The 12823-nt window shown below is 71.1% G+C and carries 9 protein-coding genes; 4 read left to right on the top strand and 5 right to left on the bottom strand.

Annotated elements, in window-relative coordinates; all coding sequences use genetic code 11:
* The first annotated feature begins 16 nt into the window (after positions 1-16).
* Complete coding sequence (locus ABZ070_RS09720; protein ID WP_356631763.1) at positions 17-2272, top strand: bifunctional glycosyltransferase family 2 protein/CDP-glycerol:glycerophosphate glycerophosphotransferase; 2256 nt, start codon at positions 17-19, stop codon at positions 2270-2272.
* Here the strand turns inward: ABZ070_RS09720 and ABZ070_RS09715 are convergent.
* The 5 genes from ABZ070_RS09715 to ABZ070_RS09695 all read right to left on the bottom strand — a co-directional run bounded on the left by ABZ070_RS09715 (position 2244) and on the right by ABZ070_RS09695 (position 9790).
* Complete coding sequence (locus ABZ070_RS09715) at positions 2244-2618, bottom strand: hypothetical protein (protein ID WP_356631761.1); 375 nt, start codon at positions 2616-2618, stop codon at positions 2244-2246. The two genes, ABZ070_RS09720 and ABZ070_RS09715, sit on opposite strands and share 29 nt — an antisense overlap.
* Positions 2619-2652: 34 nt before the next feature.
* Positions 2653-4182: a bifunctional glycosyltransferase/class I SAM-dependent methyltransferase gene (locus ABZ070_RS09710; RefSeq protein ID WP_356631759.1), complete on the bottom strand. Its 1530-nt coding sequence runs from the start codon at positions 4180-4182 to the stop codon at positions 2653-2655.
* 43 nt (positions 4183-4225) lie between these two features.
* Positions 4226-5470, bottom strand: coding sequence for a hypothetical protein (locus ABZ070_RS09705; RefSeq protein ID WP_356631757.1), 1245 nt, complete (start codon positions 5468-5470; stop codon positions 4226-4228).
* A gap of 126 nt (positions 5471-5596) precedes the next feature.
* On the bottom strand, positions 5597-9031 hold the full coding sequence (locus ABZ070_RS09700; RefSeq protein WP_356631813.1) for a CDP-glycerol glycerophosphotransferase family protein: 3435 nt from the start codon (positions 9029-9031) through the stop codon (positions 5597-5599).
* Between the two features lie 141 nt (positions 9032-9172).
* Positions 9173-9790 carry a TetR/AcrR family transcriptional regulator gene (locus ABZ070_RS09695; RefSeq protein ID WP_356631755.1) on the bottom strand — a complete coding sequence of 206 codons (618 nt, stop codon included), beginning with the start codon at positions 9788-9790 and terminating at the stop codon, positions 9173-9175.
* Between the two features lie 262 nt (positions 9791-10052).
* On the opposite strand from ABZ070_RS09695, the gene ABZ070_RS09690 reads away from it, so the two are divergent.
* The 3 genes from ABZ070_RS09690 to ABZ070_RS09680 are packed head-to-tail and all read left to right on the top strand — an operon-like array spanning position 10053 to position 12698.
* Positions 10053-10886, top strand: coding sequence for an ABC transporter permease (locus tag ABZ070_RS09690; RefSeq protein WP_356631811.1), 834 nt, complete (start codon positions 10053-10055; stop codon positions 10884-10886).
* The gene (locus ABZ070_RS09685; protein ID WP_356631753.1) at positions 10879-11682 is read left to right on the top strand and encodes an ABC transporter ATP-binding protein; all 804 of its coding nucleotides are present in this window, start codon (positions 10879-10881) and stop codon (positions 11680-11682) included. Before ABZ070_RS09690 ends, ABZ070_RS09685 begins: the two co-directional genes overlap by 8 nt.
* A gap of 41 nt (positions 11683-11723) precedes the next feature.
* Positions 11724-12698 carry a serine/threonine-protein kinase gene (locus ABZ070_RS09680; RefSeq protein WP_356631751.1) on the top strand — a complete coding sequence of 325 codons (975 nt, stop codon included), beginning with the start codon at positions 11724-11726 and terminating at the stop codon, positions 12696-12698.
* The last annotated feature ends 125 nt before the right edge of the window (positions 12699-12823 follow it).

Raw genomic sequence — 12823 nt, 5'->3', positions numbered from 1 at the left:
GCGAGAAAGAGTGTCCATGCCCCGTCTGAGCGTCGTCGTCCCCGTCCGTCGTGTGCGCGGAAGCCTGCGCGAGTGCCTGAACTCGGTGCTCTCCCAGTCCTTCGCCGACTTCGAGATCATCGGGGTGGCCGACGGATCGCCGGACGGCTCCGGGCAGTTGCTCGACGAGATCGCGGCAGGTGACCCGCGGGTGTGCGCTGTCCACCTGGCGGAGCCGGCGGGCTCCGACGGCCGGCGCACCGCGGGGGCCGAGCGGGCGAAGGGCGACTACCTCCTGTTCCTGGAGGCCACACACATCCTGCTGCCCGGGGCGCTGCAGCGCATCGCCGACCGGCTCGGTGCCGCGCAGGACCCGGACCTGCTGCTGTTCGGCCACGTCCGTACGCCGTTCCGCGGCACGCCCCAGCCCAGCCGGTCCCTCCAGCTGCTGAGGGAGATGGGCGGCACGGAGGTCTGCACGCTCGCCGACCGCCCGGAGTTGCTCGGTGTGGCCGCGGTGAGCTGGAACCGCGCGGTGCGCCGCGAGTTCCACGAGGCCGGGCAGCTGTCGTTCGCACCCGGGCAGTACGGCGACCACACGTACGCGCTCGGTACGCTCGCGACGGCGGGCACCGTCGCGGCGCTGCCCGTGCCCTGTGTCGAGCACCGGCAGCAGAGGTACGTGCCGGAGCTCGCCGAGCCCGAGGACACGGTGCGCCCCGTCGACGTGGTCGAGCAGTTCGGCGAACTCTTCGGCACGTTGCGGGGGGAGCCCCGCTTCGACGCCGTGCACGCGCCGCTGTTCGACCTTGTGTCCAAGGAACTGCTGGAGACGTACGCGACCGTCACCCGCCGCCGCCGTGCGTATGTCCGCGCGGTCGCCGCGTTCCACCGGGACCACCGGCCGCGCGAGTACCGAGCTCCCGGAGGCCTCGCGGCCCTGCGGCTGCGGCTGCTCGCCGGCGGCCGGACCGCGCGGCTTCACGCCCTCGACGGGGCGCTCGCGACCCGCCGGGGGCTGCTGGCCGTCCCGCAGGCGCTGCGCAAGCGGCTCGCGCGCAGGCTCTCCCCGTTGCACTACCGGCTCCAGCGGCTGCTGCCGCTCGACCGCAGGCTCGCCGTCTACAGCGCCTACTGGAACCGCGGCGTGAGCTGCAACCCGGCGGCCATCCAGCGCAAGGCGGCCGAGCTGGCACCTCATGTGCGCGGTGTGTGGGTGGTGTCGCAGAAGGCGGCCGCCGAGCTGCCGCCCGGCATCGACCATGTCGTACCGGGCACGCGCCGCTACTGGGCGGTGATGGCCCGTGCCACGTACTTCTTCAGCAACGTCAACTTCCCCAACCAGGTGGTCAAGCGCCGGGGCCAGACCCATGTGATGACCCACCACGGCACACCGCTGAAGGTCATGGGGGTGGGCCAGCACTGGTATCCGGCAGCCGCGCAGGGGATGAACTTCAAGGATCTGCTGCGGCGGGTGGACCGCTGGGACCTGAGTCTGTCCTCCAACCCGCACTCGACGGAGTGCTGGGCGAGCGCCTACCCCAGCGCCGTGCGGCACCTGGAGACGGGGTATCCCCGCAATGACGTCCTCGTCGGCGCGGACCCCGAGCGGATCCGCGCCGTCCGCGAGGAGCTCTCCATCCGGCCCGGGCAGCGGGCCATTCTCTACGCGCCGACCTTCCGCGACTACGAGCGGACCTTCACCTGCCGGCTCGATCTGGAGCGCGTCGCCGAAGCCCTGGGCAAGGACACCGTGCTCCTGGTCCGCGCCCACTACTTCCACGACGACAGCGGGCTCGCCATGCATCCCGGCATCATCGACGTCTCCGGCCATCCGAGCGCCGAGGAGCTGTACCTGGCGGCGGACGCCCTCGTCACCGACTACTCGTCCGCGATGTTCGACTACGCCAACCTCGACCGGCCCGTTGTCGTGCATGCCCCCGACTGGGAGACCTACCGCGCGGTGCGCGGCGTCTGCTTCGACCTGCTCTCCGGGGCGGCCGGCGACACACCGGGCGCCGTGACCCGTACGACGGACGAGCTGATCCGGGTCTTCACCGACGGCACCTGGGACAACGAGGCCAACCGCGAGCTGCGCGCGGCCTTCCGGTCGCGCTTCTGCGCGTTCGACGACGGCCGGGCCGCGGAGCGGGTCGTGCGCCATGTGCTGCTGGGCGAGGAACTGCTGCCGGTGACGCCGCCCGCGCAGCGCCACCGGCCGGCGGTGCCGCGCCAGGCGCACGACACCGCACCGGAGGGCACGCTCAGCGCTGCTGGCCGGCCATCACCGTGACCAGGCCCGCCACGACCATCAGCGAGCCGGCCCAGGTCCACATCGAGGTCCGTTCGTGCAGCACGGTGGAGCTGGCCAGCACGATCAGCAGATAGCCCAGGGCGTTGAACGGGTAGGCGACGTTCAGCGGCACCTGGGCCAGGGTCGACATCCAGGCGACCGCGGAGACGCCGAAGACGACGAGGCCGACGACGACCCACGGGGTCGTCGCGGCTCGCATCACCAGCGACCCGCCGCTGTGCTCGGCCACGGCGGCGGCCGACCGCATGCCGTGTTTCAGCATGATCTGCCCGGCTGCCGACGAGAAGACCGCGAAGAGCAGCAGCAGCAGGCTGGGCAGGGTCAAAGTCTTCCTCCTGGGCGGCGGTCGGAACAGGGAGTCAGGCTCCGACGCCCACTCGGCCGGCCTGCTCGGCCGGGACATACTGGCGGTTGAGAATGTCTTGGACATCGATGTGCTCCCCGGCGACGATCGTCTGCGCCGCGTGCGGGGTGAGCACGGCGACGTACTGGTAGCCGAAGAGTGTCGGCCGCACGCGGGTCAGGAGCCGGGAGACTCCGCCCAGAGCTCTGGCGGCGACGCCGCCGCCGAGCACGGACCAGAAGGGCGCGCCGGTCGAGGTGACCTGCAGCTGGTCGAAGCCGGCGGCCCGCACGGTGCGGCGCAGGCTGCTGCGGGTGAAGAAGCGCAGATGTGTCTCGTCGAGGATGCCGCGCCGGTCGTAGCCGAAGGCGCCGACGGCGACACGGAGCCGCGCGTACCAGTGGCTGAAGTTCGGCACGGACAGCAGCATCCGGCCGCCGGGGCACAGCACGTCGCGCAGCTCCCGCAGTACGTGCTCCGGCCGGGACAGGTGCTCGATGACGTCGCCGGCGACGACGTAGTCGTAGTCGGCGCCGATGTCCGGCGGCAGGCCCTCCTCCAGGTTCGCCAGCACGAATTCGGAGCAGCGCTCCCTGACGCCGGGGACCTCGACGAAGTCCAGACCGGTCACGGTGTGCCCGAGGTCCTCCAGGCGTTCGGCGAACAGGCCGCCGGAGCAGCCGACGTCGAGGACGCGGCCGGGCGGCATCGAGCGCATGATGCGGAGGATGGCGGAGTGCGACGAGCCGTCGCCCTCCTTGAAGGCGTACTCGACGGGCTTGGGGATCCAGGGGCAGGTGCCGAATCCCTTGAGGGCGAGGCGGTATTCGAGGACGTCCTTGACGACGTCCTTGGCATAGCGCATGCCGTTGACGTAGCAGATCTCGTCGCCGTAGTAGGTGGGGACGGGGATCTCCTTGATCCGCATCCCGGCGTCGAGCAGCTGGACGATGATCTGGGTGTCGAAGTCGAACGCGTCGGTGTTCCGGTCGATCGGCAGCCTGCGCAGCGCCGCGACGCTGTAGGCGCGGTAGCCGGAGTGGAACTCGGTGAGTTCGGAACCGAGGAGGCCGTTCTCGAAGCGGGTGAGGATGCGGTTGCCGAGCCACTTGTAGAACGGCATGCCGCCCTTGAGGGCGCTGCCCGAGCGCATCATGCGGGAGCCGAACACCGCCTCGCACTCGCCGCGTTCGATGGGGGCGACCATGTCGGGGAGCAGTTCGGGGGCGTACTGGCCGTCGCCGTGCAGCAGCACCACGATGTCGAGTCCGCGTTCGGCGGCCAGGGCGTAACCCGCCTTCTGGTTGCCGCCGTAGCCGAGGTTCTTGGTGTGCCGCATGACGACGGTCGGCGGCATGCCCTCCAGCTGCGACCAGCGGCAGCCCGCGGTGAACGTCTCGTCGCTGCTCGCGTCGTCGAGGATGAGGATCTCGGCGATGCGGGACCGGAAGTCCTTGGGGATGCGGTCGAGCGTCTTCTCCAGCGTCGACTCGGCGTTGTAGGCCACGACAAGGATGCCGATCCGCGGGCTGGGGCTTTCCTTCACGAGGGCTTCTCTACTCTTTCGTCGGTGCGGGTCTTCGGTGCGGTCAGTTGACGGATGAGGCGGAAGCGGAGGGCCTCTCGGTACGAGGGCCCACGACGGGCACCGGCTCGTCCGGTGCCCGGGCGGGCGGTTCGCCGAGCACCCTGCGCAGGCCGGACACGATCCCGGCGGCGAGCAGCAGCCAGCCGGCCTCCGCGAGGTGCAGCGCCCAGTCGTTCCAGCGGACGGCGCTGGCGCCGGAGTACACGCAGACGGTGACGATGCCGACGACCACGCCGTAGCCGAGGCCTTCCCACAGTCCGAAGAGGCACAGGCCGACGACGGGCCAGGCCAGGTACTGGACGGCCGATCCGGTGCTGAGCAGGAGCAGCAGGGTCAGCGACAGGGCGACCGCGTAGGCCGGGGCGGTGGGCCGCACCCAGGCGAGCCAGGCACCGGCGGCCATGCACAGCAGCACGATGACGAAGTGGAAGTCGCTGTGCAGGGCGAGGATGAACGAGTCGGACGCGCCCGCCCAGTCGGCGAACCGCACGAACCCCCACAGCCGCGCCCGCCCGCCCTCGTATTCGAGGACCTTCTCCCGCAGCGGTACGGGCACGGTGGCGAGCACCGGCCCCCACAGCAGCAGCGCCACGGCCGTGAACCCCGCGCAGAGCCGGGTGGCCGCCGGACGGCCGGTGCGCAAGGCGGCCACGACGAGAGCGGGAACGGCGACGACCGGAATGAGTTTGACACTGACGGCGAGCGCGGCCGCGACACCGGCGGCGAGAGGCGCTCGCCGGTCGGCGAGCAGATACGCCGCCAGGACCATGAACATGATGGCCACCGAGTCGGTGTTGCCGTGATATCCGGACGTGGCGAAAAGGACAGGGCTGAGGGCACATCCGATTCCGCACGCCATCGCGGTGCCGAGGGAGCGGCGGCGGCGAAGAATCTCGAACACGAGAACGGCGGACACGAAATCGGCGACGCACGCGGGCGTGCGGATCAGCGTGCCGAAAGCGATGCCGATTTTCTCCAGTTCGTCGAAGCCGAGAAGCATCCAGCTCGCGAGCGGCGGATGGTTGTAGACAGGCAGCCGCGGCATCGGGTGTTCATAGATGCGGACCGGACCGACCTGGGCGATCGCGGCGGCGAAGGCGTCGAAGAAGCGGACGTCGGCCGGTCCGCGCATCAGTGCGGCGAGGACCATTTTGGCGGCGAAGGCGAGTGTGGAGACGCCGATGACGACGGCCCTTGCTCGGCGCACTTCGGGCCTTGCCGTTTTCGTTTGCGTTCGCTGGTCCATGGCCGCCGAACGTAGCAATCCGAAACGTCAACATGCCGCACCGATAAGCACACTTAAATGCCGCGGAGTTCACTGCGCTGCGATCTTCGGCACTTGCCCGGCACGGGAATCACCCGTACGGCGGCGTCAGCCGATCGCCTCGAGCATCCGGTCGGCCACCGACGCCGCCGCGTGCTCGTCATCGAGATCGCAGAACACCTGGCGGAACGCCTCGTACGCCTCCGCGTGCCGCGCCGTGGCGGCCGCCGGGGTGCGCAGTGCCTCGACCAGTTCCGCGCCGCCCGGGATCAGCGGTCCGGGTGCCTTGGTCTCGAAGTCGAAGTAGAAGCCGCGCAGGGAGTCCCGGTAGTGCTCCAGGTCGTAGGTGTGGAACAGCATCGGACGGCCGGTCTGCGCGAAGTCGAACATCAGCGAGGAGTAGTCGGTGACGAGCGCATCGCTGACCAGCATGAGCTCGGCCACGTCCGGGTAGCGCGAGACGTCGAGCGCGAAGCCGCCCGTGTCCGGCAGCCGGTCGCTGACGAGGTAGTGCCTGCGGACCAGCAGGACATGGCTCTCGCCGAGTTCGGCGCGAGCGGCCGCGAGGTCGAGCCGCAGGTCCAGCGCATAGCGTCCACCGCCCTTGGGGCGGTCCTCGCGCCAGGTCGGCGCGTACAGGACGACCTGCTTCCCCTCCGGAATGCCGAGGCGTTCTCGCACGGAGGCGGCGACCTTCGCCCGGTCCTGCGCGTGCAGCAGGGCGTTGCGCGGATAGCCGGACTCGATCACCTCACCGTCGTAGCCGAAGGCGCGCCGCAGGATCGGCGTGGAGAAGCGGTTGGGCGACACCAGCAGACTCCACTGCGCGGCGCGGTCCGGCAGCGACTCGATGTAGGCGCGGTTGGCCTGGGACGTGCCGAGCAGGTCCCGGCCGATGCGCTTCAGGGGCGTGCCGTGCCAGGTCTGCACCACGAACTGGTCCGCGCCCCGCTCGAACCAGTCGGGCAACTGGGTGTTGGTCACCACCGCCCGGCTGGTCGCCAGCGCCTCGTACCATTCCGCGCCGCCGTACGCGACGGCGCGTACCCCGGCGGGCGGCCGTGCCTGCTGGTCGCGTACGACCCACAGCGGCTCGAACGGGGTGTCGCGACGCAGCAGTTCCTCGTGGACGGCGCGGGGCGAGTCGGAGAACTGCCGGCCGTCGAAGCTGCTGAAGAGCACGGTGTCGCGGCGCGGCCCGACCCGCAGGACGGCCGACCTCTCCTGCATCCGGCGCTCGTTGAAGCCGCCTCGTTCACGGACCGGCAGCACCGGGCCGGATTCCAGGACGAGTTGATCGTGGTAGCGGCGGGTGAGGGTGAAGTCCCTGCCGCGGACGCGCTGCACGGCCGGCACGGTCGAGTGCGCGGCGAACGCCAGCCGCATCGGGGCGTACCGGTCCTGGTCGCTCTCACCGCGCTCACGGAAGAACGGATACCAGCGTCCCTCGGCGAGCGGCAGCTCTCCTCCGAGGCCGTCGACCGCCCCGGGCGTGATGACGGCGCGGAAGCGGCCGTCGCCCTGGCGCTCGTGCCCGATGACGGCTTCTTCGTGGGTGCTGCTGTGCTGAAGCACCAACTCGGCGGAGCGGAAAGCGGATTCGTTGAACCGTCCTTCGATGACCAGCTCGCCGGAGATGGCCCAGGCGAACGTGTCGACAAGAGGCTGGACACGCTGATCGGACAGGACGAGGTTGCCGGACGCGTCGGCGCCGACGGCGATGTCACGGTCACCGAACGGGTAGCGGCCGGTGGGCGTCGTGTCGCGCATCGCGAGGGGCACCCGGCTGCCGTCGGCGCGCAGGAGGCGGACCGTCCAAGGGGCGCCGCCGAGGCGGTCCACGGCGACCTCCACGGCGAACACGCCGCCTTCCGCGGTCCGCACCGGCAGCTCCAGCTGCTCCTTGGTGTGCCGGTTCTCCAGCCTCAGGGCCTTGGCCGCGCTGCCGCCGCCCAGCACGACGCCCTCGATGCGTACCTGCCCCTCGGGCGTGCCCGCGTGCCCGGTGCACAGCGCGGCGACCTTCTCCGTCCTCAGCCGCAGCTTGTCGCCGCTGAGTACCGGCACGACGCGCAGATCGTCACGGACGTGGTGGACGACAGGAGCGGCGCGGTTGCCGAGCATCCGCAGCGGCCCGCGGCGCAGCGTCCCACCGCCGAACACGCCGACCTCGAGGTTCCACGTGGCGGTCGGCCCGTCGAGCCGCGCAGGATCGACGACGGTCTCGAACCCGGCCCGGTCGTAGCAGTGCAGGCCCTGCCGCGAGGCAGCCGTCGCCTCCGGCGCGTCGGCGGCACGCAGCCGCAGCGGCACCATCCGCCGCCTGCCGGCCCGCAGCCAGCCCACGGTGAGCGGACGCCGCTTCCCCGCCGGGCGGTTGCGGATGTACGCGTAGCCCTTGAGGTGCAGCATGCCGTCCCGCCACACCGCCTCCGTGATGTCGGACATCACCGGCAGATCGCCGGGGGCCGGCCGGTCGACACCACGCGGCAGCGGGGCGGTGAGAACGGGGTACTCGGCGCGTCGCCCTCGGGGCCCCCGGAGACGGAACGCGTCCCGCCCGTGCTTCTTCTCGAAGGCGAGGAGGTCGAGGAGTTCGGCCACGCGGCGCTCCCGTACGAGCTGCCACTTGACGCGGAAATGCAGCGGAAGCGCCTCGAGGACGGCCGGGTCGGCGGAGTCCGCGAACGCACCGGCGTGCTCGATGAAGGCCTCGTGGTATTCGGCGTCGCCGTCCGGGAGCGCCTCCATGAACAGCCAGAGGTCACTGCTCAGCACACTGCTCTCGTAACGCCGCCTGCCCTCGGCCCACCGGGGCTCGCGCGCCAGGAAGTCCCGCGCCGAGGTGACCGAGGTGGTGCGGTCGCGCACCGCGTTCGGGCGGGCCCTCCGTGTGGTGATCGACCCGTCCCGGTCACGCCACAGGTAGACCGTGTCGTGCAGGACGTCGACGGACGCTGCGAGGAAGTGAGCCGGAACGATCACCGGGATGTCCTCGAACAGCACGCCCTCGGGGAAGGCGAGGGAGTGCCGGTCCCAGAAATCCCTGCGGAACACCTTGTTGCAGGCGATCCGGTCGTAGAGAAGCGGCCAGTGCCGTGTGACGTGCGTGGCCGCGCGGGAGGTGGCCATGGGCTCGCGGAACATGGGTGACTGCTGGATCTTGCCACTCGCCCGCAACCGGCTCACGTTCCCGCTGACGAAGTCGGCACCCGAGGCGTCGAGCGCGTCGAGCATCTTCCCGTACGCGTCGGGCGGCACGATGTCGTCACTGTCGACGAACGCCAGGAACTCGCCGCGGGCCTCGCGCGTGCCGGCGTTACGGGCGGCACCGAGCCCGGCGTTCGACTGCGAGACGAGCCTGAACCGCTCGTCCTCGGCCGCGAACCGGCGGGCGATCGCCGCGCTCCCGTCCGTGGACCCGTCGTCCACCATGACGACTTCGAGCTCACGCAGGCTCTGCTCGGAGAGCGAGCTCAGGCACTCCTCGAGGAAGTCCTCCACGTTGTACACGGGAACGACGACGCTGAGCCGAAGCGGCATGGTGGACACGTCCATTCAAGAAGCGCGGGGTTGCTGCGGAGAACAACCCGCCCGCCGCAGCTCGGTCACCCCCCTTCCCCCGTCCGGGTGACCCCCCGGCACCGGGACGGCGCAGGCGGGAACGTGCGTCCGCACCCGCGTTCACGCCTGGAGTGCCGCCACCGCTCCCCGCGCCAGCTCGTCCAGGTACCCCTCCGGCAGTTCGCCCCGCACCACGACCAGCCGCCAGTACAGCGGCCCGACGATCACGTCCAACGCCCGGTCCGGATCCGTCGATCCGGGTAGTTCACCCCGCGCCACCGCGTCGCGGACCATGAGGGCGGCCACGCCCCGCTGGCCGTCCAGCAGCGCCGCCTTGATCGCGTCCGAGATCTCGGGACTGCGCGCCGCCTCGACGAGCAGATCGGGGATGACCTGCGAGGCCACCGGGTGCCGCAGGGCGTGCGCGGCCACTTCCAGGAGCGCTCGCACATCCCCGTACAGCGACCCCGTGGCCGGTGCGGGCAGCCCTTGGGCCGCGAAGGCGGAGACCAGGTCCAGGACGAGCGAGAGCTTGGACTTCCAGCGCCGGTAGACCGCCGTCTTCCCGACACCCGCCCGCCGCGCGATGCCCTCGATCGACATCCGGGCGAATCCGACCGCCGCGAGCTCCTCGAAGACGGCGCCCCGGATGGCGTCGGTCACATCCTCTCGGAGCACGGCCGCTCCGGCGGGGGCGCGTCGTGGGCTTCTGGGGTCCGTCGTCATGCCCAGGAGCATACGCCGCGAGGACGGAACGGTTGCGTTCCGTCGTCAGGGCGCCCTACTCTCGCCGTAGCGACGATACGGTCCCGTTCCGTCGCTCGGCTCCAGTGAGCGCCAGTGACCGCAGTGACCGCACCCCGGAAAGCGAGTGCCCGTGACCACAGCGACCGCCGCCGAACCCGCGGGTCCGGCGGGCTCCACCGGCCCCGCGTGGCCATCGGGTTCCACCGCCCCCGCGGGCCCCACCGACCTCGCCGCGCTCGCCGCCCGGCACGGGCTGACGGTCAGCGGGGCGCGCCCCGCCCTCCCCGCGTACGTCCGCGGGCTCTGGGCGCGCCGCCACTTCATCACCGCGTTCGCAACCGCCAAACTCACGGCCCAGTACAGCCAGGCCCGCCTCGGCCAGCTCTGGCAGCTGATGACCCCGCTACTCAACGCCGCCGTCTACTACCTCGTCTTCGGCGAGCTGCTCGGCACCGCCGACCACGTGCCCGACTTCGTGCCGTTCCTGGTCACCGGCGTCTTCATCTGGACCTTCACCGCCAACTCGATCATGGCCGGCACGCGTGCCGTCTCCGGCAACCTCGGTCTGGTGCGAGCCCTGCACTTCCCCCGTGCCGCCCTGCCCATCGCACTCGCGCTGCAGCAGCTGCAGCAACTGCTCTTCTCGCTCGGCGCGCTGATCGTGATCCACATCGGCTTCGGCCAGTTCCCCACCGCCTCGTGGGCGCTCGCCGTCCCCGCACTGCTGCTGCAGGCCGGCTTCAACACCGGCCTCTCGATGGCCATGGCCCGGATCGCCGCCCACACGCCCGACGTGTCGCAGCTGATGCCGTTCCTGCTGCGCACCTGGATGTACGGGTCGGGCGTGATGTGGTCGGTCGACAAGGTCGTCGGCGACCGGAACCTGCCGCACCTGGCGGCCCTCGCCCTGCAGTACAACCCGGCGGCCGTCTACATCGACCTCGTGCGCTTCGCGTTCATCGACTCGTTCACCGCCGACCGCCTGCCGCCGCACGTGTGGGCCGTGGCCCTGGCATGGGCCGTGCTCTGCGCCGCCGGCGGATTCCTGTACTTCTGGAAAGCTGAGGAGCGCTACGGCCGTGGCTGACAACCGGACCGACGAACCCACCCCCACCGTCGTCGTCGACGGCGTCCACATCACCTACAAGGTCAACGGCGCGCGCACCGGCCGGGGCAGCGCCACCTCCGCCCTCAGCCGCATCGTCTCCCGCAGGGCCGCACCCGGTGTGCGGGAAGTGCACGCGGTCAAGGGTGTCAGCTTCGCCGCGTACCGAGGCGAGGCGATCGGCCTCATCGGCTCCAACGGATCGGGCAAGTCCACCCTGCTCAAGGCCATCGCCGGGCTGCTCCCCACCGCCGGGGGCAAGGTGTACACACAGGGCCAGCCGTCCCTCCTCGGCGTCAACGCCGCCCTGATGTCCGACCTGACCGGCGAGCGCAACGTCGTCCTCGGCGGCCTCGCGATGGGCATGACCCGCGCGCAGATCCACGACCGCTACGACGACATCGTCGACTTCTCCGGCATCAACGAGAAGGGCGACTTCATCTCCCTTCCGATGCGCACGTACTCCTCCGGCATGGGGGCACGGCTCCGTTTCTCCATCGCCGCCGCCAAGAGCCACGACGTGCTGCTGATCGACGAAGCGCTGTCCACCGGCGACGCACGCTTCCGCCGCCGCAGCCGTGAACGCATCGACGAACTGCGGCAGGAGGCAGGCACGGTCTTTCTCGTCAGCCACAGCAACTCGACCATCACGGAGAGCTGCGACCGCGCCCTCTGGCTGGAGGCGGGCACGCTGCGGATGGACGGCCCGGCGAAGGAGGTCGTCGCGGCGTACGAGGAGTTCACCGGAGCCAGGACCGGCAGGAAGGCCGCGCGGTAGGCTCCCGTGCCGGACGCCGACGGGGATGGTGGGGGTGGGCAGTGGGCGGTCGAGGGCCTGAACCACTGCGGGACGACGATCCGCGCGAGATCGCCGGATACCCGCTCGAGGCACGGATCGGCGAGGGCGGCATGGGCACGGTCTTCCTCACCCGCACCCGCGACGGCGGTGCCAACACGCTGCCCGTCGCCCTGAAACTGATCCGCCGCGAGCACGCGCAGAGCGAGAAGTTCCGCCGGCGGTTCGCCCGCGAGGTCGAAGCCGCACAACGGGTCCACGGCCCCCACCTGGTGCGGGTCGTCGACCACGACGCGGAAGCGGAACGGCCGTGGCTCGCGACCCTCTACGTGCCGGGACTGCCGCTCGACGAGGCCCTCGTCGACTTCGGGCCGCTGCCCCCGGCGTGCGTCCTGCGGTTGACCGCGGGCGCTGCCCGCGCGCTGGACGCCGTGCACACCGCCGGCCTCATCCACCGCGATGTGAAGCCGGGCAACATCCTGCTGACCGCCGAGGGGCCCTGGCTGCTCGACTTCGGCATCGCACGCGCCGCCGACGGTACGTCCGTGCTGACCACCGTCGGCCGCATGGTCGGCACGCCGAAGTACATGTCGCCCGAGCACGCTCTCGGCAGACAGCTCACCCCGGCGTCCGACGTGTTCACACTCGGTCTGGTCGCCGCGGAAGCGGCCACGGGACGCCATCCGTACGGGGAGGGCGGCGGCCTCGTCGTCGCGACCCGCATCGCCGGCACCGACCGTGAGCCCCCTGACCTGTCGGCCCACCCGCCTCAGCTGCGCCGGCTTCTCACCACCACCCTCGCGGCCCGCCCGGAGGACCGCCCGTCGGCATCGGAGGTGGCCGAGATGTGCGGGACACCCGACTTCACCGGCTGGCTGCCGAAGCGGCTGGCGTCGTCGGTCACGGCCATCGGCCGGGCGGCGGCGAAGGCATCGGCCCGCCGCACACCGGACCCCCGCACCACAGGCTGGTTCCCTCGCCTCCGCGACAGGCCCTGACAGGTCTGCCACCGCCTGCGGGGGCCGGATGACGGAGGCCACGGCTTCGACGCGCGTAGACACCTGACATGTGAACTCCTTATGGGTAGGGGGAGCTTGGCCTCCTCCATCACCCTGCGGGCGCG

The sequence above is a fragment of the Streptomyces sp. NPDC006283 genome, assembly GCF_040613325.1.
In the GTDB taxonomy this organism is placed as follows: domain Bacteria; phylum Actinomycetota; class Actinomycetes; order Streptomycetales; family Streptomycetaceae; genus Streptomyces.
The sequence above is the reverse complement of the archived record's forward strand: the minus strand, read 5'-3'. Positions and strand labels throughout refer to the sequence as shown.